Raw genomic sequence first — 19,745 nt, 5'->3', positions numbered from 1 at the left:
ACCGCATCTGTTGTACCCACGGTGGGAGCACGGCCGCGAGGCTGTCGCTCCCATCGTCGTTTCTCCCATTCGATGATTTGCCGGGCCTTTTACCATGAGCTTCAGTCCCCTGATTCGCCAGTTGATCGACGCCCTGCGCACCTTGCCGGGCGTGGGTCAGAAAACCGCCCAGCGCATGGCCTTGCAACTGCTGGAGCGCGACCGCAGCGGCGGTACGCGCCTGGCCGAGGCGTTGACCAAGGCTATGGAAGGGGTCGGGCATTGCCGCCAGTGCCGCACCCTGACCGAGCAGGAGCTGTGCCCGCAGTGTGCCGATCCACGGCGTGACGACACGCTGCTGTGCGTGGTGGAAGGGCCGATGGACGTGTATGCGGTGGAGCAGACCGGCTATCGCGGGCGTTACTTCGTGCTCAAGGGGCATCTGTCGCCGCTGGATGGCCTGGGGCCGGAGGCGATCGGGATTCCGCAGCTGATGGCGCGGATCGAGGAGCAGGGGACCTTTGCCGAGGTGATCCTGGCGACCAACCCGACGGTGGAAGGCGAGGCGACGGCGCATTACATCGCGCAGTTGCTGGCGGACAAGGGGCTGGTGGCGTCGCGGATTGCCCATGGGGTGCCGCTGGGTGGGGAGCTGGAGTTGGTGGATGGTGGGACTTTGGCTCACTCGTTTGCCGGGCGTAAACCAATCTCTCTCTGAGTCTTGTGTTGCTCTTCAGGGCCCTATCGCTGGCAAGCCAGCTCCCACAGGGATCACCTCAGGCCAGAGCCTTGCAGTGAACCTGTGGGAGCTGGCTTGCCAGCGATGAGGCCCTGAAGCCAATCAGTATTCGCTAAGCGAAAACTCGGTCAGGCAGAACGTCTCCACCTGCGCATCCCGCAGCTTCTGCGAGCCACCCAGCTCCGGCAGGTCGATGATCGCCGCCGCTTCATACACCGCCGCGCCCATGCGCCGCACCAGGCTCGCCGCGGCCAGCAAGGTCCCGCCGGTGGCGATCAGGTCGTCGAAGATCAGCACCTGATCCCCTTCGCACAGACTGTCCGCATGCACTTCCAGGAACGCCTCGCCGTACTCGGTCTGGTACCCCTGGCTGATCACGTCGGCCGGCAGTTTGCCCTGCTTGCGGAACAGGATCAGCGGCTTGTTCAGCTCATGGGCAATGATCGAGCCGATCAGGAAGCCACGGGCATCCATCGCGCCGATATGGCTGAAGTCGGCTTCGACATAGCGTTCGATGAATTGGTCCATGACATGGCGCAGGCCCCGCGGCGACTGGAACAGCGGGGTGATGTCACGGAAGATCACGCCGGGCTTGGGGAAGTCCACGACCGGGCGGATGAGGGATTTGAGGTCAAAGCTTTCGCTGGGCATGGAGCGGGTATCCTGATGGGCAAAACGCCCGTCAGTATACCCGTTTGTCGCCAGGGTCAGGCTTCCAGTGCGCCACCGGCCAGCGCACACAACTGGATCGGGTCGAGGATCCGCACTTCCTTGCCTTCGGCCTCGATCAGGCCGTTCTGCTGGAAGCGGGTGAACACCCGGGACACGGTTTCCACCGCCAGGCCCAGGTAGTTGCCGATTTCGTTGCGCGACATGCTCAGGCGGAACTGGTTGGCCGAGTAACCCCGGGCGCGGAAGCGTGCGGAGAGGTTGACCAGGAAGGTGGCGATCCGTTCGTCGGCGGTTTTCTTCGAGAGCAGCAGCATCATCTGCTGGTCGTCGCGAATCTCCCGGCTCATCACCCGCATCAACTGGCGACGCAGTTGCGGCAGTTGCACCGACAGTTCGTCCAGGCGCTCGAAGGGAATCTCGCAAACGGAGGTGGTTTCCTGGGCCTGGGCGGAGACCGGGTAGGCCTCGGTGTCCATGCCGGACAGCCCGACCAGCTCGCTGGGCAGGTGGAAGCCGGTGATCTGCTCTTCGCCGCCATCGCTGAGGCTGAAGGTTTTCAGGGCGCCGGAGCGCACCGCGTAGACAGAGCCGAAGTTGTCACCCTGCCGGAACAGAAACTCGCCTTTCTTCAGGGGTCGCCCGCGTTTGACGATTTCATCCAGTGCGTCCATGTCTTCCAGGTTCAGCGACAGGGGCAGGCACAGGGGCGCGAGGCTGCAATCCTTGCAATGAGCCTGGTTGTGAGGACGCAGTTTAACTGGCTCAGACATTTCATCGATCCTTGTGGGAAAGCACACATAGAACGCAAGGGTAACCCAGCCGGGCTACTGTAGGCCAGCTTGCTCTGTTCTGGTGCGCGCTCCGCTCAAGTTCGCGGGTTTGTTGCCGATAAAACCTCATGGATCTTTACCTCAGGCAGGCCTCGCCATGCTGACCGTCGATATCAAGAACACTCGCCAGGCGATCCTCGCCAATCAGGCGGAAAACCGCGCCAATCAGGCTGAAGACGCCCGGCAGAGCGGTGCAGTGCCGTCCGAGGGAATCAAGGTTGACCTGTCCCTCAAGGGCCTGGAAGTCGCCAGCAAACAAACGGGCGACGCCGATATCGACGAAAGCGGGCTGCCCGAGTCCGTTCGTCAGTTGCTCAAGATGATTCGCAAACTGCAAAAGGAACTGGCCGAGGCCAACCGCCAGCTCCAGGCGTTGATGCGGGATCGATCCCTCGATCCGGTACAAATGCAGAAAAAGACCGCGGCCCTGCAGGCCCGGGTCAGCGCCTTGTCCGCGTCGTTGAACACCGTCAACTTCGGACTGGTCCGGGCCATGAGTCAGGCCGCTCTGACACCGGACCAGGTGGGCAAGGCGATGAAGCTGCTGGCCTAGATCACCCGCGAGAAACGCTGGCGATTGGTCAGGTCCAGGTAGGCGTCAAACACCATGCACACCGAGCGCACCAGCAGGCGCCCGGCCGGCAGCACGCTGATGCCGTCGCTGCGCAGTTCGATCAGGCCGTCCTTGGCCATCCCTTCCAATGCGGGCCACAGGTCCTTGAAGTAGCCACGAAAATCGATGGTGAAGGCCTGTTCGATCCGCTCGAAATCCAGCTCGAAATGACAGATCAGGTCCTGGATCACGGCCCGGCGCACACGGTCGTCCTGGTTGCAGATCAGCCCGCGGCGGGTCGCCAGTTGCGCGGCGTCGAGGGCGTTCTGGTAGTCGGCCAGGTCGCTGCTGTTCTGGCAGTACAGGTCGCCGATCTGGCTGATGGACGACACGCCCAGGCCGATCAGGTCGCAGTGGCCGTGGGTGGTGTAGCCCTGGAAGTTGCGTTGCAGGGTGCCTTCTTCCTGGGCGATGGCCAGCTCGTCGTCGGGCAGGGCGAAGTGGTCCATGCCGATATAGCGGTAGCCGGCGTTGGTCAGCTGCTCGATGGTGCGATGAAGCATTTCCAGCTTGGCCGCCGGGGCCGGCAGGTCGGCGCTGTCGATGCGCCGCTGGGGCATGAAGCGCTCCGGCAGGTGCGCGTAGTTGAACACCGAGAGGCGGTCCGGTTGCAGTTTGATCACTTCCTCGACGGTACGGGCGAAGCCTTCCGGGGTCTGCTTGGGCAGGCCGTAGATCAGGTCGAGGTTGATCGAGCGAAATTGCAGGGTGCGCGCCGCTTCGATGATGGCGCGGGTCTGTTCCAGGGTCTGCAGGCGGTTGATCGCCCGCTGCACGGCCGGGTCGAGGTCCTGCACGCCGAGGCTGACGCGGTTGAAGCCCAGCTCGCGGAGCAGGCCCATGGTCGACCAGTCGGCCTCGCGCGGGTCGATCTCGATGCCGTAGTCGCCGGAATCGTCGTCCAGCAGGTTGAAGTGCTGGCGCAGGTGGGCCATCAGCTCGCGCAGTTCGACGTGGCTGAGAAAGGTCGGCGTGCCGCCGCCGAAGTGCAGCTGCTCGACCGTCTGCCCGGGGTCGAGGTGGCAGGCGATCAGCTGGATTTCCTGTTCCAGGCGTTGCAGGTAGGGCTGGGCGCGGGCGCGGTCCTTGGTGATGACCTTGTTGCAGGCGCAGTAGTAGCAGATGTTGGCACAGAACGGCACATGCACGTAGAGGGACAGTGGACGCGCCGTGCGGCGGCTGTCACGCAGGGCGTGGAGGAGGTCGAAGGAGCCGATCTCGCTGTGCAGTTGCACCGCGGTCGGGTAGGAGGTGTAGCGCGGGCCGGCCAGATCGTAGCGGCGGATCAGGTCAGAGTCCCATTGGAGGGCGTCGTACATGGTGGCAGTCCCAGGAATTACGGCAGTGTCCGGAGTCTAGGGAGCGCCACGTACATGGGTGTTGATTTGTATCAAGGGCGCCGTCAGTGGCCCATGAGCCAGTGCTGGTGCGGCCCGGGCAGGGTCCATAGGCCGAACAGGATCACCAGCAGCCCCCCGGCCACCCGCACCCCGCGCTTGCGCAGCAGGGCGTTGCTGCGCTCGGCGGCCAGGCCCGTGGCCAGCAGGATCGGCCAGGTGCCGATGCCGAAGGCCAGCATCAGCAGGGCGCTGTTGACCGCGCTGCCCTGGCTCGCCGCCCAGAGCAGGGTGCTGTAGACCAGGCCGCAGGGCAGCCAGCCCCAGAGCGCACCGAGCAGCAAGGCGCGGGGCAGGCTGGAGACAGGCAGCAGGCGCGTTGCCACCGGCTGGATATGTCGCCACAGGCCGCGCCCGAGTTTTTCCACGCGGGTCAGGCCGCTCCACCAGCCGGCCAGGTACAGGCCCATGGTGATCAGCAGCAGCGCCGCGACCACGCGCATCGCCGTGGCCAGCGGGCTGCCGGCCAGGGCCCAGCCGGCAAGACCCAGCAGCAAACCGGCGCTGGCATAGCTGAGCACCCGGCCAAGGTTGTAGGCGATCAGCAGGCGCAGGCGCCGGCCACGCTGCTCAGGCGGGATGGCCAGGGTCAGGGCCCCCATCAGGCCGCCGCACATGCCCAGGCAATGGCCGCCGCCGAGCAGGCCGAGGATCAGGGCAGAACTGAGCAGGGGCAGCAGTTCAACCACGGGCAGGCGGCTCTGGCTGGTCGTCTTCGGCGCTTTCCTCGCCTTTCACCGCAGCCTGGTGCTTCGGGTCCTGGTCATCGAACAGGATGCTGTGGGCCGGGCCGTCGAGGTCCTCGTACTGGCCGCTGTCCACCGCCCAGAAGAAGATGTATACGGCGATGCCGACCAGGACCAGGGCGGCGGGAATCATCACATAGAGCGCGGGCATGGCAGTTCCTCAGGCGGTCGCGGCATGGGGCGCGGCGGGTGCGGGTTGCGCCGCCACGGTGCCGCGCAGCCGGGTCAGGCGCAGGGCATTGAGCACCACGATCAGCGAACTGACCGACATGCCGATCGCCGCCCACACCGGGGTAATCCAGCCAAGGGCGGCAAAGGGCAGCATAAGGCCATTGTAGAGCGCGGCCCAGCACAGATTCTCGATGATGATCCGCCGCGTGCGCCGGGCCAGGACGAAGGCCTGCACCAGGCTGTCGAGGCGGTTGGACAGGAGCACGGCGTCCGCGCTGGTCTTGGCCAGGTCGGTGGCCGAGCCCATGGCGATGCTGATATCCGCCGCTGCGAGTACTGGCACGTCGTTGACCCCGTCACCCAGCATCAGCACCTTGCGGCCTTCGGCCTGCAGGGCTTTCAGGCGTTGCAGCTTGTCGTCGGGGCGCAGGCCGCCGATGGCCTGGTCGATCTTCAGTTCGGCGGCGACGCTGGCGACCATCGGCGAACTGTCGCCGGACAGCAGCAGGGTCTGCCAGCCCCGGGCGCGGCAGGCGTCGAGCAGGTCGGCGGCGTCGTGGCGCAGGCGGTCGTCGAGGACGAACCAGGCCAGCGGGCCTTGCCGGTCGGCGAGCAACAGCCATTGGCCGGGCTCGTCGGGCATGGGCGGGACTGCGGCAGCGCTCAATTCACAAGCGAAGGCCGGTTGGCCGATGCGCAGCAAGCGCTCTTCCACCTGGCCTTCAAGGCCCAGCCCCGGCGTGCTTTGGACCGCTTCGGCCACCGCCACGGTACGGCCAAAGGCGCGGGCTATCGGGTGTTCGGAGCGGTTTTCCAGGGCCGCGGCAAGGCGCAGGCAGTGATCGGCATCCAGCCCGGCCAGCGGACGAATCGCCCGCAGGGTCAGGCGGCCTTCGGTGAGGGTGCCGGTCTTGTCGAAGATCACTGTGTCGATCTGGTTCAGGCCTTCCAGCACATGGCCGCGAGTGAGCAGCAGGCCGAGGCTGTGCAGGGTACCGGTGGCGGCAGTCAGGGCGGTCGGGGTGGCGAGGGACAGGGCGCACGGGCAGGTCGCCACCAGCATCGCCAGGACGATCCAGAAGGCCCGCTCAGCGTCGATCTGCCACCACAGCAGGCCGATGCCGAGGGCGGCGACCAGGCTGAACAGCAGGAACCATTGCGAGGCGCGGTCGGCGATCTCGGCCAGGCGTGGTTTCTCCGACTGCGCCCGTTCCAGCAGGCGGACGATGGCGGACAGGCGGGTGTCATGGCCGAGGGCCTGGACTTCCACGGTCAGCACGCTTTCCACATTGAGGGTGCCGGCGGTGACGCTGTCACCGGTCTGCCGCGGATGGGGCAGGTATTCGCCGGTGAGCAGGGACTCGTCGATGCTCGACTGGCCGTCGACGATGCGCCCGTCCGCGGGCATCACCGCGCCGGGCTGGACCTGTACGCGGTCGCCGATCTGCAGTTCGCGCAGCAGGATGCGCTCGCTGTTGCCGGTGGCATCCAGGCGCAGGCACGAGGCCGGCAGCAGGTTGACCAGTTGTGCGGTCGCGGCGGCGGTGCGCTCGCGGGCGCGGCGTTCCAGGTAGCGGCCGGCCAGGAGGAACAGGGCGAACATGCCCACCGCATCGAAATACAGCTCGCCGCTGCCGGTGATGGCGGTCCAGATCCCGGCGACATAGGCCAGGCCGATGGCCAGGGACACCGAGACGTCCATGGTCAGGTGACGGGTGCGCAGGTCGCGGGCGGCACCGCGGAAGAACGGCGCGCAGCTGTAGAAGACGATGGGCGTGGTCAGGAACATCGCCACCCAGCGCAGGATGGTGTGCATCTCCGGGCTGAGGTCGATATTGAATTCGGGCCAGGTAGCCATGGTCGCCATCATCGCCTGGAACCACAGCAGGCCCGCGACGCCGAGCTGGCGCAGGGCGGTGCGGTTTTCGCTGGCCAGTTGCTCGGCGGCGCGGTCGGCCTGGTAGGGGTGGGCGGCGTAGCCGATCTGGCGCAGTTCGGCGAGCAGCTTGGACAGGGGCAACTGGCTGTCGGCCCAGTTCACCAGCAGGCGGTGGTTGGACAGGTTCAGGCGGGCCTCGGCGACCCCGGGCAGGCTGCGCAGGTGCTTTTCGATCAGCCAGCCGCAGGCGGCGCAACTGATGCCTTCGATGAGCAGGGTAGTTTCGGCCAGTTCGCCTTCATGGCGGACGAAGGGTTGCTGGACGTCGGCGCGGTCGTACAGGGCCAGTTCGTCGCTGAGCTGGCGGGGCAGGGCGTCGGGGTTGGCGCTGGCTTCGCTGCGGTGCTGGTAGTAGCTCTCCAGCTTGCCGGCGACGATGGCCTCGGCCACGGCCTGGCAGCCGGGGCAGCAGAATGGCCGGGGCTCGCCGAGGACGACGGCGGTGAAGTGGCTGTCGGCAGGGACGGGCAGGGCACAGTGGTAGCAAGGCGTGGGGGTGGTCATGACTGTCTTATCGCAGGTCTTTCGGTGGTGACCCCAATCGCTGGCAAGCCAGCTCCCACAGGGTTCGTGGCGTGCACAAAACCTGTGTAAGCCAGCTCCCAGAGGGTTCGCGGTGTACACAAAACCTGTGGGAGCTGGCTTGCCAGCGATGAGGCCATTAGCAACAGCACAATTTCACTTGTCCAGATGCTCGGCTCCCTTCAGCTCTTCATCCCCCAGCACCAGGGTCACCCCATGGGCCACATCCTCTTCCTCGAACAAGCGCCAGGTCTGCCCCTTCTCGGTCCCCAGCAGTTCAACGAAGCGCCGGCCTTCGACCTTGTCTTCCAGTTGCCCCAGGTAGCGCCCCGGCTCGCCGCTCAGGGTCAGCGCCACCTTGCGGTCCTTCTCCGGCTGGGTCGGCGAGATCAGGTTCAGCTCCAGGGTCTGCGGCTGGCTGTCGCCGCTCAGGCGCAGTTCCACTTCACCGGTCACCTCGTCCAGGTGCACATCGGCCTTGAGCTTCAGGGTCTGCCCCAGCAGCTCGCGGTCCAGCGAGCGGTTGATGCCCTTGCCCGCTTCGTAATAGTTGTCGTTGACCAGGTTGTCCGGGTTGTTCACCGCGATGCTGACCATGGTCAGGCTCAGGGTCACCGAGGTGGCGAGGATGCCGATGATGATCCAGGGCCAGAGGTTCTTGTACCAGACGCTGTGAACGGTGGGCGTTGCAGGCATTGGCGTGCTCTCTTAACGGATTTGCGGGCCGATGAACCGGCTCTTGGCTTCGACTTCGGAATCGCTGTCGTCAGCGTCACGAAGCACGAAGATGACTTCGTTGGTGGTCGACGGCAACTGCTCGGGGGAGACCGACAACTGCACCGGCAGGCTGACGATATCGCCGGCCGCGACACGGATTTCCCTGGCGCCATCGAGACGCAGGTTCGGCAGGCCCTTGGCTTCGAGGACGTAGACGTGGTCGTGCTGGTCCTTGTTCATGACCTTCAGGCTGTAGACGTTCTCGATCCAGCCCTGGGCGTTCTCGCGGTACAGCACGCGGTCCTTGCTGACGTCGAAACCGACCAGCGGGCGCATGAAGAAGGCGGTGGCGAGCAGGCCGATCATGGTCAGCAGCACCACCAGGTAGCCGATCAGGCGCGGCCGGATCATGTGGGTCTTCTGCCCGGACAGGTTGTGCTCGGTGGTGTAGCTGATCAGCCCGCGCGGGTAGTTCATCTTGTCCATGATGTTGTCGCAGGCGTCGATGCAGGCGGCGCAGCCGATGCATTCGACCTGCAGGCCGTCACGGATGTCGATGCCGGTCGGGCAGACCTGGACGCACATGGTGCAGTCAATGCAGTCGCCGAGGCCCTGGGCCTTGTAGTCCGCGTCCTTTTTACGCGGGCCACGGGTCTCGCCGCGGCGCGGGTCGTAGGAGACGATCAGGGTGTCCTTGTCGAACATCACGCTCTGGAAGCGCGCGTACGGGCACATGTAGATGCACACCTGTTCGCGCAGCCAGCCGGCGTTGCCGTAGGTGGCGAGGGTGAAGAAGCCGACCCAGAAGTACGACCAGCCATCCGCTTCGCCGGTGAAGAAGTCCACCAGCAGCTCGCGGATCGGCGCGAAGTAGCCGACGAAGGTGATCCCGGTGACGAAGCCGATCAGCAGCCACAGGCTGTGCTTGGCCGACTTGCGCACCAGCTTGTTGGCGCTCATCGGCGCCTTGTCGAGTTTCATGCGCTGGTTGCGGTCGCCTTCGGTGACCTTTTCGCACCACATGAAGATCCAGGTCCACACGCTCTGGGGGCAGGTGTAGCCGCACCAGATGCGTCCGGCGAAGGTGGTGATGAAGAACAGGCCGAAGGCGGCGACGATCAGGATGCCGGAGAGGAGGATGAAGTCCTGCGGCCAGATGGTTGCGCCGAAAATGTAGAACTTGCGCTCCGGCAGGTTCCACCAGACGGCCTGGTGCCCGCCCCAGTTGAGCCAGACGGTGCCGAAATAGAGAAGGAAGAGCAGGGCGCCACCGGCCATGCGCAGGTTGCGGAAGATACCGGTGAAGGCCCGGGTGTAGATTTTTTCCCGGGCGGCGTAGAGGTCGACGCCAGTGTCTTTTTTATTCTTGGCGGGTGGGGTGATGTCTTGTACAGGAATCTGTTTGCTCATCGTTTACAGTCCCACGGCAGTGGAAAAATGCCGCGGCCAGTGCATGCCAACCGCAGTCAGAAGTGTTGCTGCTCTGGCCCGCATCATACGCCTGTGCAGGGGCCCCGGGGCGCGGGTGCGACCTTAGGTCGCGTTGGTTTGGGGCGGGCAATGGTGTATTGGCGATGTCAATTGATGCAGGTCAATTGAGGGTGTTCTTTCGGGCCTCATCGCTGGCAAGCCAGCTCCCACAGTCACCGCGTTCCCTGTGGGAGCTGGCTTGCCAGCGATGAGGCCCTGAAGAACACCACTGCATCCACCCGCCAAGAAAAAAGGCCCCACCAGCCTGCACTGACGGGGCCTTGTCTACCGCCGGGCCTTACTGCGCCTCGGCCGGCTTCTCATCCTTGTGCGACAGGCTGTAGACATAGGCCGCCAGCAGGTGGACCTTGTCGTTGCCCTGGATTTCCTGCTGCGCCGGCATCTGGCCCTGACGGCCGTAACGGATGGTCTGCTGCAGTTGGGCGAAGCTGGAACCGTAGATAAACGCCTGCGGGTGGGTCAGGTCAGGCGCGCCCATGGCCGGCGTGCCCTTGCCCTGCGGACCATGGCAAGCCACGCAGTTGGCCGCGAAGATCTTCTGCCCGGCCGCCGAGTCGGCCTTGGTGCCTTCCGGCAGGGTGCGGCCATCGAGGTTGGTCAGCACGAACGCGGCGACATCCGCCACGCCCTGCTCGCCGATCACTTCGGCCCAGGCCGGCATCACGCCGTGACGGCCGGCCATGATGGTCTGCTTGATGGTTTCCGGCTCGCCGCCCCAGCGCCAGTCGTTGTCGGTGAGGTTGGGGAAGCCGTAGGAACCCTTGGCGTCGGAGCCGTGGCAGACCGAGCAGTTCGAGGCGAACAGACGGCCACCCATCTTCAGCGCCTGCGGATCTTTCGCCACTTCTTCGATCGGCATGGCCGCGAATTTGGCGAAGATCGGACCGAACCTGGCATCAGCCCGGGCCATTTCCTTTTCCCACTCGTGCACGCCGGTCCAGCCGGCCTGGCCGTTGGCGAACTGCACCTGCTTCTCGGTATCCAGGTACTGGTAGCCCGGCAGGATGCCTTTCCAGTTGCCCAGGCCCGGGTACAGCGCGAGGTAGCCCAGGGCGAAGATGATGGTGCCGACGAACAGCATGAACCACCACTTCGGCAGCGGGTTGTCGTATTCCTCGATGCCGTCGAAGGAATGGCCGACGGTTTCCTCGGTGGTTTCGCTGCGCTGGCCCTTGCGGGTGGAGAGCAGCAGCCAGGTCAGGGCAAAGATGGTGCCCAGACTCAGAACGGTGACGTACAGACTCCAGAAGGTAGTCATTCGTTGTTACTCCTAGACGCTTTCTCTTGCGCTTGCTCGACGTGCTTGCTGGCCTCGGGATCATCCGCGAAGGGCAGCATGGTCGCTTCGTCGAACTCGGACTTGCGCCGAGAACTGAACACCCACAACGCCAGGCCCACGAAGGCCACCATCACCACGACGGTGCCCAGGCCACGAATCATCCCGATATCCATCGCAGTCACCGTTTGCTTTTGATGATGGTGCCAAGACCCTGGAGGTACGCGACCAGGGCGTCCATTTCCGTCTTGCCCTTGACCGCGTCACGAGCGCCGGCAATGTCGGCGTCGGTGTACGGGGTGCCGAGGGTACGCAGGACTTCCATCTTCTTCGCGGTGTCCTTGCCGTCGAGCTTGTTTTCCACCAGCCACGGATAGGCCGGCATCTTCGACTCGGGTACCACGTTGCGCGGGTTGTACAGGTGCGCACGGTGCCAGTCATCGGAGTAACGACCGCCGACCCGCGCAAGGTCCGGACCGGTACGCTTGGAACCCCAGAGGAACGGGTGGTCCCAGACGCTTTCACCGGCCACCGAATAGTGGCCGTAGCGCTCGGTCTCGGCGCGGAACGGACGGATCATCTGCGAGTGGCAGCCGACGCAGCCTTCGCGGATGTACACGTCGCGGCCTTCCAGTTCCAGCGCGGTACGCGGCTTCATGCCCTCGACCGGCTTGTTGGTGACGTCCTGGAAGAACAGCGGAACGATCTGGGTCAGGCCGCCGATGCTCACGGCGATGACCATGAAGAAGGCCAGCAGGCCAATATTCTTCTCGACTACTTCGTGCTTCATCAGTGCGCTCCCACGACGACGATCTGTTCGGCGGCTGCCGCTTCGGCCGGTTTCGACTCGCGCACGGTGCGCAGGACGTTCCAGGCCATCAGCAGCATGCCCGAGGCGAAGAACGCACCGCCCAGGGCGCGGACGATGTAGCCCGGATGGCTGGCTTGCAGCGCTTCGACGAAGGAGTAGGTGAGGGTGCCGTCATCGTTGATCGCACGCCACATCAGGCCCTGGGTGATGCCGTTGACCCACATCGAGGCGATGTAGAGCACGGTGCCGATGGTGGCGAGCCAGAAGTGCGCATTGATCAGGCCGACGCTGTGCATCTGCGCACGACCGTAGAGTTTCGGAATCATGTGGTACACGGCGCCGATGGAGATCATCGCCACCCAGCCGAGGGCGCCGGCGTGCACGTGGCCGATGGTCCAGTCGGTGTAGTGGGACAGCGAGTTGACGGTCTTGATGGCCATCATCGGGCCTTCGAAGGTCGACATGCCGTAGAACGCCAGGGACACCACGAGGAAGCGCAGGATCGGGTCGGTGCGCAGCTTATGCCAGGCGCCGGAGAGGGTCATCATGCCGTTGATCATGCCGCCCCAGCTGGGGGCCAGGAGGATGATCGACATCACCATGCCGAGGGACTGGGCCCAGTCCGGCAGGGCGGTGTAGTGCAGGTGGTGCGGACCTGCCCAGATGTACAGGGTGATCAGCGCCCAGAAGTGCACGATGGACAGGCGGTAGGAGTAGATCGGACGCTCGGCCTGCTTCGGTACGAAGTAGTACATCATGCCGAGGAAGCCGGTGGTCAGGAAGAAGCCCACGGCGTTGTGCCCGTACCACCACTGGATCATCGCGTCGGTGGCGCCGGCATAGGCCGAGTACGACTTGAAGAAGCTCACCGGCAGCGAGATGTGGTTGACGATGTGCAGCATCGCGGTGACCAGGATGAAGGCACCGTAGAACCAGTTGCCGACATAGATGTGCTTGGTCTTGCGCTTGACGATGGTGCCGAAGAATACAACCGCGTAGGTCACCCAGACGATGGCCAGCAAAATGGCGATCGGCCATTCCAGCTCGGCGTATTCCTTGGTGGTGGTGTAGCCCATGGGCAGGGTGATCAGCGCACTGACGATGACCGCTTGCCAACCCCAGAAGGTGAAGGCCGCGAGGCTGTCGGAGATCAGTCGGGTCTGGCAGGTTCGCTGCACGACATAGTAGGAAGTGGCGAACAGTGCACAACCACCGAAGGCGAAGATCACCAGGTTGGTGTGCAGGGGGCGCAGGCGTCCAAAGCTCGTCCACGGCAGGTCAAGGTTCAGGTGCGGCCAGACCAGTTGCGAGGCGATGAAGACACCGAGGCCCATGCCAAGGATCCCCCAGACCACCGTCATGATGGCGAACTGGCGGACGACCTTATAGTTATAAGCAGTCGGACTGATTGCTGTGCTCATTCTAAGGTTCCACGGTTTTTAGGTGTTTTTGTAGGTAGAGAAATCGGCGCAAGTATCTACAGGGAGTGTGGGTATTGCAACGCAAGGGGTACCGTCCCACGGCTCTCCCGGGCCTTTGTTCCGGCCCTTCCGACCCAACTACCGCGCAAATTGTACACAATAATCAATTATTTATGTGCACCATTTTTATTGTGGATTGCACGCTCAACAAGGCTTGGAAACCTGCCGACAATCCGCGCTTTCTCCCTGCGAAAAATAGGGGAAAGCAAAGAGCCATCGGCCTTTGCGCGGGTATGGCGAAGTGAGATTACCCAACAGGGGTGTAGGGCCGACATCGCCTGAAGCCGCATGAGGCAACAAGCTTAGTCCCGTTCGGAGGGGGTGCAAGGCGGTACGCCGGAGGGGTGCGACACTCTGTCGCAGCAGCAAAAAAAACCGCCGCATCCGGGTCGGATGCGGCGGTTTCAGTCAATCCTCAGATGGATTGAAGTCTTACTGTGCAGAAGTCTTGTCGCCTTCCTGCGAAAGGCTGTAGACGTACGCGGCCAGCAAGTGGACCTTGTCGTTGCCCTGGATGTCCTGCTGGGCAGGCATCTGGCCCTGGCGGCCGTAACGGATGGTCTGCTGCAACTGGGCGAAGCTCGAGCCGTAGATGAAGGCTTGCGGGTGGGTCAGGTCAGGTGCGCCCATCGCTGGAGTACCCTTGCCTTCTGCACCGTGGCAGGCCACGCAGTTGGCGGCGAAGATCTTCTCGCCATTGGCCGGGTCGGCCTTGGTGCCTTCCGGCACGCTGCGGCCATCCAGTCTGGTCAGGACGAAGGCGGCCACGTCGGCCACGCCCTGCTCACCGATGACTTCCGACCAGGCCGGCATCACACCATGACGCCCGAGCATGATCGAGGTCTTGATGGTTTCCGGCTCGCCGCCCCAGCGCCAGTCCTTGTCGGTCAGGTTGGGGAAGCCGTAGGAACCCTTGGCGTCGGAACCGTGGCACACCGAGCAGTTGGAGGCGAACAGACGACCGCCCATCTTCAGCGCTTGCGGGTCCTTGGCCACTTCTTCCACCGGCATGGCGGCGAACTTGGCGAAGATCGGGCCGTACTTGGCGTCGGCACGTTCCATCTCTTTCTGCCATTCGTTGGCGCCGGTCCAGCCATTTTCATAGCCGGGCAGGAGGCCTTTCCAGTTGCCCAGGCCCGGGTAGAGCACCAGGTAGCCGGCGGCGAACACCAGGGTGCCGACGAACAGCCAGAACCACCAGCGCGGCAGCGGGTTGTCGTACTCCTCGATGCCATCGAAGGCGTGACCCATGGTCTGGTCCGTGCTGCCGGGTGTCTCGCCCTTGCGGGTGGACAGCAGCAACCAGGTCAGGCCGATCAGGCTACCGATGGTCAGTACGCTGATATACGTACTCCAGAAGGTGGTCATTGCCGATTACTCCTCGTGGCGTTTTCTTGTTCGGCGTTGGGCAGGCGTTCATCGGCGAAGGGCAGCAGGCTCGCTTCGGCGAATTCGCGGTCACGGCGGCGGTTGAACACCCACAGCGACAGGCCGATGAAGGCGATTGCCACGATCAGGGTGCCGAGGCCGCGCAACTGGCCGATATCCAGGCTGAATTCCATGGTTGCTTACCTCTTGTTCTTGATCGCGGTGCCAAGCACCTGGAGGTAGGCGACCAGGGCGTCCATTTCGGTCTTGCCCTTGACCGAGGCGACGGCACCGCTGATGTCGTCGTCGGTGTACGGCACGCCGAGGGTGCGCATGGCCTTGATCTTGGCTTCGGTGTGGCTGGTATCCACTGGCTGGGCAACCAGCCATGGGTACGACGGCATCTTCGATTCCGGTACCACGTTGCGCGGGTTGTACAGGTGCGCGCGGTGCCAGTCGTCGGAGTAGCGGCCGCCCACGCGGGCCAGGTCAGGACCGGTACGCTTGGAGCCCCACAGGAACGGGTGGTCCCAGACGCTTTCACCGGCGACCGAGTAGTGGCCATAGCGCTCGGTTTCGGCGCGGAACGGACGGATCATCTGCGAGTGGCAGCCGACGCAGCCTTCGCGGATGTAGATATCGCGGCCTTCCAGTTGCAGCGCGGTGTAGGGCTTCATGCCTTCCACCGGCTTGTTGGTCACGTCCTGGAAGAACAGCGGAACGATCTGGGTCAGGCCGCCGATGCTCACGGCGAACACCATCAGCAGGACCAGCAGGAAGACGTTCTTTTCAATGGCTTCGTGTTTCATCTCGTACTCCTCAGGCCAGCTGCGCGGAAGCGTCTGCGGTTGCCTGGGCTGGAGCACGCACGGTGCGCCAGGTGTTCCAGGCCATCAGCAGCATGCCGGTCAGGAAGATCGCACCGCCGACGAAGCGCACGATGAAGCCGGGGTGGCTGGCCACCAGGGTTTCCACGAACGAGTAGGTCAGGGTGCCGTCGGCGTTGACTGCACGCCACATCAGGCCCTGGGCGATACCGTTGACCCACATCGAGGCGATGTAGAGCACGGTGCCGATGGTGGCGAGCCAGAAGTGCGCGTTGATCAGGCCGATGCTGTGCATCTGGGCGCGGCCGAAGACTTTCGGAATCATGTGGTACAGGGCGCCGATGGAGATCATCGCAACCCAGCCGAGGGCACCGGCGTGTACGTGGCCGATGGTCCAGTCGGTGTAGTGGGACAGGGCGTTGACGGTCTTGATGGCCATCATCGGACCTTCGAAGGTCGACATGCCGTAGAACGCCAGGGACACCACCAGGAAACGCAGGATCGGGTCGGAGCGCAGCTTATGCCAGGCACCGGAGAGGGTCATCATGCCGTTGATCATGCCGCCCCAGCTTGGCGCCAGCAGCACCAGGGACATGATCATGCCGAGGGACTGGGCCCAGTCGGGCAGGGCGGTGTAGTGCAGGTGGTGCGGACCGGCCCAGATGTACAGGGTGATCAGCGCCCAGAAGTGCACGATCGACAGGCGATACGAATACACCGGACGTTCGGCCTGTTTCGGCACGAAGTAGTACATCATCCCGAGGAAGCCGGCGGTGAGGAAGAAGCCCACGGCGTTGTGGCCGTACCACCACTGGACCATGGCATCGGTGGCGCCGCTGTACAGCGAGTAGGACTTGGTCAGGCTGACCGGCAGTTCCAGGTTGTTGACGATGTGCAGCATCGCCACGGTCAGGATGAACCCGCCGAAGAACCAGTTGCCGACGTAGATGTGCTTGGTATTGCGCTTGATCAGCGTACCGAAGAACACCACGGCATAGGCCACCCAGACGATGGTGATGAGGATGTCGATCGGCCATTCCAGCTCGGCGTATTCCTTGGAGCTGGTGTAGCCCAGCGGCAAGGTGATGGCGGCGAGCAGGATCACCAGTTGCCAGCCCCAGAACGTGAACGCCGCGAGCTTGGGCGCGAACAGGGTGGTCTGGCAGGTACGCTGGACCGAGTAGTACGAACTGGCGAACAGCGCGCAACCACCGAAGGCGAAGATCACCGCGTTGGTATGCAGCGGGCGCAGGCGCCCGAAGCTGGTCCAGGGAAGGTCGAAGTTAAGGGCGGGCCAGGCGAGTTGAGCGGCGATGAAAACGCCGAGCCCCATCCCGACGATTCCCCATATCACCGTCATAATGGCGAATTGGCGGACCACCTTGTAGTTGTAGGCGGTACTGCTGGTTGTGTTCATGTATGGGTTCCCATCCACGGTTATAGGCAGGCTAGACAGCGAGGCAAGCATGATTAATGGGCAGATCGCCGGTATTGACGGGGATCAACTGGCGAACAGGGCGAACGTGCGGGGGTGGCTATGGAATGCCCCGCAAAATCAGGCAGATGGCGGCGTGCGCGGGTGCCTGATCCTGGCCCACGGGGCGGGTGCGCCGATGGACAGCGGGTTCATGCAGGACATGGCGCAAAGGCTTGCCGGGCAAGGGGTTGGCGTGCTGCGCTTCGAGTTTCCGTACATGGCTGAACGGCGGCTCAGTGGTGGCAAAAGGCCGCCGAATCCGCAGGCGGTTTTGCTGGGGTGCTGGCGGGAGGTGTGGCAGGAGGTGCGACCATTGGTCGCTGGGCCGCTGGCGATTGGCGGCAAGTCCATGGGCGGGCGCATGGCCAGTTTGCTGGCGGATGAGCTGGGTGCGGACGGGCTGGTGTGTCTGGGGTATCCGTTCTATGCAGCGGGCAAGCCGGATAAGCCAAGGGTGGCGCACCTGGCCGGGCTGAAGACGCCGACGCTTATTGTCCAGGGTACGCGGGACGCGCTGGGGAACCGGGAGACGGTGGAAGGCTATGAACTGTCGCCGGTGATCGAGCTGTGCTGGCTGGAGGCGGGGGACCATGACCTCAAGCCGTTGAAGGCTTCAGGCTTTACTCATGCCGATCATATGCAGACGGCGGCGCAGCGCGTTGCACGATTCCTGAAGTGAGCCGAGAACCCTGTGGGAGCTGGCTTGCCAGCGATGAGGCCAGATCAGGCAACATCATTACCCTTGCCGGCCCTATCGCTGGCAAGCCAGCTCCCACAGTGATTTGTGCAAGCCGCTAAATCAGTCGCGGTACTCGCACAGGTAAGCGGTATCCACCGCCACCTTCAGCTGGAACTTGGCATTGGCCGGGACATTGAACTGGCTGCCGGCGGAGAAGGTTTCCCAGTTGTCGCTGTCCGGCAGCTTGACGGTCAGGGCGCCGGAGACCACGTGCATGATTTCACGCTGGGCAGTGCCGAATTCGTATTCGCCCGGGGCCATGACGCCGACAGTGGCCGGACCTTCAGCGCCGGTGAAGGCGATGGATTTGACCGTGCCATCGAAGTACTCGTTGACTTTGAACATGGGCGACTCCTGAAAAGAAAGGGACCAAAAAGGCCGGCCAGTATGCCCAACCCCCGTGGTCCCGTCATCCGCTTTCAGGTGCCCTGCAACGGCAGGGTCAGCGGCAGCAAACGCGCGGTGTTGCGCGCATCCTCAAGGGCACGATGCTGCTGCCCGTGAAACTGCAATCCAGCCAGTTGCAGCGCACCATTCAACCCCAGCGGCCGGCTCAGGTGGCGGGCCTTGGCGAAGCGCTGCTTGAGGTTGAGATGCGTCACGTGGGCCAGCAGGCTGTCGATGCCATTGGCCTGCCATTCCTGCAGCAATTGCTTGCGGTCGTAGTCGCCCCAGCTGGTCCAGCCCTCCAGGCGCGGCTGGTAGTTGCCCAGCCAGCGCTCGAACTGGCCCCAGACCTCGGCGAAGGGCGCCGCGCTGTCCACGTTGGCCTGGGTGATGTGGGTCAGTTGCCGGCAGAACGGCGTCAGTTGCGGACGCCGCCGCGGTTTGACGAAGCGCTGGAAATGATCCACCTCGCGTCCTTCCCGATTGACCAGGCTCGCGCCGATTTCGATCACTTCCATTTCCGTGAGCGGCCAACCGCCGTCGTCGGTGGTGGCTTCCAGGTCGATCACCAACCAATGGCCCATAATTGTTTCCCTGACAGGTAGAGGCTCAAGCGTAGCCAAACCCGGCCGTCGCCGGTATCCCATGGCATTTTGCCCCCAGTGCGCGAAAATGGCGCTTGTCCCGGGTTGTGCTACCCCGGGAAAACACCTAGCTTAGTCAGATTCAGGTTGGAAATCCTTGAGAGTGTTGCCTTGATTCTTGCGCCAATACCACGGGTATTGCCTTCGTTGCTGTGTCTTTTCCTGACCTGGCAGGCAGACGCGGCTTTCGCTGTGGAAAGCGTCGACATCAGGATCGGCGCGGCGCACTTCCCGCCGTATACCGTACGCCCCGAACAGGGCGCCGACACCGGCCTGTTGCCGCAACTGGCCGAAGCGTTGAACAAGGCCCAGGACCGCTTCCATTTCGTGCTCGTGCCCACCTCGATTCCGCGGCGCTTTCGCGATTTCGAGCAGGGACGGGTGGACATGGCGATCTTCGAGAACCCCGACTGGGGCTGGCAGAACATCAAGCATGTCAGCGTCGACATGGGCCTGGAAGATGCCGAAGTCTTCGTCACCCACCGTTCCGAGGGACGCGACCAGCATTACTTCGAAGACCTGAAGGGCAAGCGCCTGGCCCTGTTCAGCGGTTACCACTACGCCTTTGCCAACTTCAATCCCGACCCGCGCTATCTCGCCACCACCTACAACGCCACCCTGACCTATTCCCACGACAGCAACCTGCTGATGGTCCAGCGCGATCGCGCCGATATCGCCCTGGTTACCCGCTCGTACCTGAGTGACTACATGAAGCGCAACCCGGACAGCGTCGCCGAGCTGCTGGCCTCGGAGCGCATCGATCAGGTCTATCACCATTACGCGCTGTTGCGCCCGCAGGCGAAGATCAGCGGCGAGGAGTTCGCTGCGCTGCTGGAGCAGTTGCGGGCAAGCGGCGAGTTGCTGAGGATTTTCCAGCCGTACCAGATCCAGGTGATCGGCCCGCATACCCATTGAGCGG

Annotated in this window: 22 protein-coding genes; 4 read left to right on the top strand and 18 right to left on the bottom strand. The window is 63.8% G+C overall.

The window, feature by feature from the left end:
• The first annotated feature begins 94 nt into the window (after positions 1-94).
• Positions 95-697 carry a recombination mediator RecR gene (recR, locus tag PSEMO_RS07870; RefSeq protein WP_075802552.1) on the top strand — a complete coding sequence of 201 codons (603 nt, stop codon included), beginning with the start codon at positions 95-97 and terminating at the stop codon, positions 695-697.
• A gap of 123 nt (positions 698-820) precedes the next feature.
• On the opposite strand, the gene PSEMO_RS07865 is transcribed toward recR, so the two are convergent.
• Both PSEMO_RS07865 and fnrA read right to left on the bottom strand, forming a co-directional pair.
• A complete protein-coding gene (locus PSEMO_RS07865; RefSeq protein ID WP_075802551.1) occupies positions 821-1,369 on the bottom strand; it encodes an adenine phosphoribosyltransferase in 549 nt (182 codons plus the stop codon).
• A gap of 56 nt (positions 1,370-1,425) precedes the next feature.
• A complete protein-coding gene (gene fnrA, locus PSEMO_RS07860) occupies positions 1,426-2,160 on the bottom strand; it encodes a Crp/Fnr family transcriptional regulator FnrA (protein ID WP_009396203.1) in 735 nt (244 codons plus the stop codon).
• A gap of 157 nt (positions 2,161-2,317) precedes the next feature.
• On the opposite strand from fnrA, the gene PSEMO_RS07855 reads away from it, so the two are divergent.
• Positions 2,318-2,773, top strand: coding sequence for a hypothetical protein (locus PSEMO_RS07855; RefSeq protein WP_075802550.1), 456 nt, complete (start codon positions 2,318-2,320; stop codon positions 2,771-2,773).
• Here PSEMO_RS07855 and hemN read toward each other — a convergent pair.
• The 14 genes from hemN to ccoN (PSEMO_RS07785) form a co-directional block, all read right to left on the bottom strand.
• Complete coding sequence (hemN, locus tag PSEMO_RS07850; RefSeq protein WP_075802549.1) at positions 2,770-4,152, bottom strand: oxygen-independent coproporphyrinogen III oxidase; 1,383 nt, start codon at positions 4,150-4,152, stop codon at positions 2,770-2,772. The two genes, PSEMO_RS07855 and hemN, sit on opposite strands and share 4 nt — an antisense overlap.
• A gap of 83 nt (positions 4,153-4,235) precedes the next feature.
• Positions 4,236-4,919, bottom strand: coding sequence for a sulfite exporter TauE/SafE family protein (locus tag PSEMO_RS07845; RefSeq protein ID WP_075802548.1), 684 nt, complete (start codon positions 4,917-4,919; stop codon positions 4,236-4,238).
• Positions 4,912-5,127 (bottom strand): cbb3-type cytochrome oxidase assembly protein CcoS, encoded by a 216-nt coding sequence (gene ccoS, locus PSEMO_RS07840; protein ID WP_075802547.1) that lies wholly within the window; start codon positions 5,125-5,127, stop codon positions 4,912-4,914. The genes PSEMO_RS07845 and ccoS overlap by 8 nt, the downstream gene beginning before the upstream one ends.
• A 9-nt stretch (positions 5,128-5,136) precedes the next feature.
• Positions 5,137-7,590, bottom strand: coding sequence for a heavy metal translocating P-type ATPase (locus tag PSEMO_RS07835; RefSeq protein ID WP_075802546.1), 2,454 nt, complete (start codon positions 7,588-7,590; stop codon positions 5,137-5,139).
• 174 nt (positions 7,591-7,764) lie between these two features.
• Positions 7,765-8,304 carry a FixH family protein gene (locus tag PSEMO_RS07830; RefSeq protein WP_075802545.1) on the bottom strand — a complete coding sequence of 180 codons (540 nt, stop codon included), beginning with the start codon at positions 8,302-8,304 and terminating at the stop codon, positions 7,765-7,767.
• 12 nt (positions 8,305-8,316) lie between these two features.
• Positions 8,317-9,735 (bottom strand): cytochrome c oxidase accessory protein CcoG, encoded by a 1,419-nt coding sequence (gene ccoG, locus PSEMO_RS07825; RefSeq protein WP_075802544.1) that lies wholly within the window; start codon positions 9,733-9,735, stop codon positions 8,317-8,319.
• A gap of 358 nt (positions 9,736-10,093) precedes the next feature.
• Entirely contained in the window at positions 10,094-11,074 is a 981-nt protein-coding gene (gene ccoP, locus PSEMO_RS07820) for a cytochrome-c oxidase, cbb3-type subunit III (protein WP_075802543.1), read from the bottom strand.
• The gene (locus PSEMO_RS07815; RefSeq protein WP_009396218.1) at positions 11,071-11,268 is read right to left on the bottom strand and encodes a CcoQ/FixQ family Cbb3-type cytochrome c oxidase assembly chaperone; all 198 of its coding nucleotides are present in this window, start codon (positions 11,266-11,268) and stop codon (positions 11,071-11,073) included. Before PSEMO_RS07815 ends, ccoP (PSEMO_RS07820) begins: the two co-directional genes overlap by 4 nt.
• A 5-nt stretch (positions 11,269-11,273) precedes the next feature.
• Positions 11,274-11,882, bottom strand: a complete 609-nt coding sequence (gene ccoO, locus PSEMO_RS07810; RefSeq protein ID WP_075802542.1) for a cytochrome-c oxidase, cbb3-type subunit II — start codon at positions 11,880-11,882, stop codon at positions 11,274-11,276.
• Positions 11,882-13,324 carry a cytochrome-c oxidase, cbb3-type subunit I gene (ccoN, locus tag PSEMO_RS07805; RefSeq protein WP_075802541.1) on the bottom strand — a complete coding sequence of 481 codons (1,443 nt, stop codon included), beginning with the start codon at positions 13,322-13,324 and terminating at the stop codon, positions 11,882-11,884. Before ccoN (PSEMO_RS07805) ends, ccoO (PSEMO_RS07810) begins: the two co-directional genes overlap by 1 nt.
• Before the next feature lie 492 nt (positions 13,325-13,816).
• Positions 13,817-14,752, bottom strand: coding sequence for a cytochrome-c oxidase, cbb3-type subunit III (ccoP, locus tag PSEMO_RS07800; protein ID WP_075802540.1), 936 nt, complete (start codon positions 14,750-14,752; stop codon positions 13,817-13,819).
• Entirely contained in the window at positions 14,749-14,946 is a 198-nt protein-coding gene (locus PSEMO_RS07795) for a cbb3-type cytochrome oxidase subunit 3 (protein WP_075802539.1), read from the bottom strand. Before PSEMO_RS07795 ends, ccoP (PSEMO_RS07800) begins: the two co-directional genes overlap by 4 nt.
• A gap of 6 nt (positions 14,947-14,952) precedes the next feature.
• On the bottom strand, positions 14,953-15,561 hold the full coding sequence (ccoO, locus tag PSEMO_RS07790; protein WP_075802538.1) for a cytochrome-c oxidase, cbb3-type subunit II: 609 nt from the start codon (positions 15,559-15,561) through the stop codon (positions 14,953-14,955).
• Between the two features lie 10 nt (positions 15,562-15,571).
• Positions 15,572-16,996 carry a cytochrome-c oxidase, cbb3-type subunit I gene (gene ccoN, locus PSEMO_RS07785; RefSeq protein ID WP_075802537.1) on the bottom strand — a complete coding sequence of 475 codons (1,425 nt, stop codon included), beginning with the start codon at positions 16,994-16,996 and terminating at the stop codon, positions 15,572-15,574.
• A 49-nt stretch (positions 16,997-17,045) separates the two neighbouring features.
• Between ccoN (PSEMO_RS07785) and PSEMO_RS07780 the strand changes: the two genes are divergently transcribed.
• Entirely contained in the window at positions 17,046-17,735 is a 690-nt protein-coding gene (locus PSEMO_RS07780; RefSeq protein ID WP_075802779.1) for an alpha/beta family hydrolase, read from the top strand.
• 120 nt (positions 17,736-17,855) lie between these two features.
• On the opposite strand, the gene ppnP is transcribed toward PSEMO_RS07780, so the two are convergent.
• Entirely contained in the window at positions 17,856-18,140 is a 285-nt protein-coding gene (ppnP, locus tag PSEMO_RS07775; protein WP_075802536.1) for a pyrimidine/purine nucleoside phosphorylase, read from the bottom strand.
• 74 nt (positions 18,141-18,214) lie between these two features.
• Entirely contained in the window at positions 18,215-18,766 is a 552-nt protein-coding gene (locus PSEMO_RS07770) for an exonuclease domain-containing protein (RefSeq protein ID WP_075802535.1), read from the bottom strand.
• Between the two features lie 222 nt (positions 18,767-18,988).
• On the opposite strand from PSEMO_RS07770, the gene PSEMO_RS07765 reads away from it, so the two are divergent.
• Positions 18,989-19,741: a substrate-binding periplasmic protein gene (locus PSEMO_RS07765; protein ID WP_372239102.1), complete on the top strand. Its 753-nt coding sequence runs from the start codon at positions 18,989-18,991 to the stop codon at positions 19,739-19,741.
• Positions 19,742-19,745: the final 4 nt, after the last annotated feature.

The sequence above is a fragment of the Pseudomonas putida genome, from assembly GCF_001941965.1.
Lineage (GTDB): Bacteria > Pseudomonadota > Gammaproteobacteria > Pseudomonadales > Pseudomonadaceae > Aquipseudomonas > Aquipseudomonas putida_L.
This window is presented reverse-complemented; position numbering and strand designations above follow the sequence as displayed.

Coding starts and splice junctions, on each gene's coding strand:
- ccoP (WP_075802543.1), bottom strand. CDS start 11,074: ATGACTACCTTCTGGAGTCTGTACGTCACCGTTCTGAGTCTGGGCACC.
- ccoS (WP_075802547.1), bottom strand. CDS start 5,127: ATGCCCGCGCTCTATGTGATGATTCCCGCCGCCCTGGTCCTGGTCGGC.
- PSEMO_RS07855 (WP_075802550.1), top strand. CDS start 2,318: ATGCTGACCGTCGATATCAAGAACACTCGCCAGGCGATCCTCGCCAAT.
- ccoN (WP_075802541.1), bottom strand. CDS start 13,324: ATGAGCACAGCAATCAGTCCGACTGCTTATAACTATAAGGTCGTCCGC.
- PSEMO_RS07795 (WP_075802539.1), bottom strand. CDS start 14,946: ATGGAATTCAGCCTGGATATCGGCCAGTTGCGCGGCCTCGGCACCCTG.
- ccoN (WP_075802537.1), bottom strand. CDS start 16,996: ATGAACACAACCAGCAGTACCGCCTACAACTACAAGGTGGTCCGCCAA.
- hemN (WP_075802549.1), bottom strand. CDS start 4,152: ATGTACGACGCCCTCCAATGGGACTCTGACCTGATCCGCCGCTACGAT.
- PSEMO_RS07835 (WP_075802546.1), bottom strand. CDS start 7,590: ATGACCACCCCCACGCCTTGCTACCACTGTGCCCTGCCCGTCCCTGCC.
- recR (WP_075802552.1), top strand. CDS start 95: ATGAGCTTCAGTCCCCTGATTCGCCAGTTGATCGACGCCCTGCGCACC.
- PSEMO_RS07815 (WP_009396218.1), bottom strand. CDS start 11,268: ATGGATATCGGGATGATTCGTGGCCTGGGCACCGTCGTGGTGATGGTG.
- ccoO (WP_075802542.1), bottom strand. CDS start 11,882: ATGAAGCACGAAGTAGTCGAGAAGAATATTGGCCTGCTGGCCTTCTTC.
- ccoG (WP_075802544.1), bottom strand. CDS start 9,735: ATGAGCAAACAGATTCCTGTACAAGACATCACCCCACCCGCCAAGAAT.
- ccoP (WP_075802540.1), bottom strand. CDS start 14,752: ATGACCACCTTCTGGAGTACGTATATCAGCGTACTGACCATCGGTAGC.
- ppnP (WP_075802536.1), bottom strand. CDS start 18,140: ATGTTCAAAGTCAACGAGTACTTCGATGGCACGGTCAAATCCATCGCC.
- fnrA (WP_009396203.1), bottom strand. CDS start 2,160: ATGTCTGAGCCAGTTAAACTGCGTCCTCACAACCAGGCTCATTGCAAG.
- PSEMO_RS07830 (WP_075802545.1), bottom strand. CDS start 8,304: ATGCCTGCAACGCCCACCGTTCACAGCGTCTGGTACAAGAACCTCTGG.
- PSEMO_RS07865 (WP_075802551.1), bottom strand. CDS start 1,369: ATGCCCAGCGAAAGCTTTGACCTCAAATCCCTCATCCGCCCGGTCGTG.
- ccoO (WP_075802538.1), bottom strand. CDS start 15,561: ATGAAACACGAAGCCATTGAAAAGAACGTCTTCCTGCTGGTCCTGCTG.
- PSEMO_RS07770 (WP_075802535.1), bottom strand. CDS start 18,766: ATGGGCCATTGGTTGGTGATCGACCTGGAAGCCACCACCGACGACGGC.
- PSEMO_RS07780 (WP_075802779.1), top strand. CDS start 17,046: ATGATTAATGGGCAGATCGCCGGTATTGACGGGGATCAACTGGCGAAC.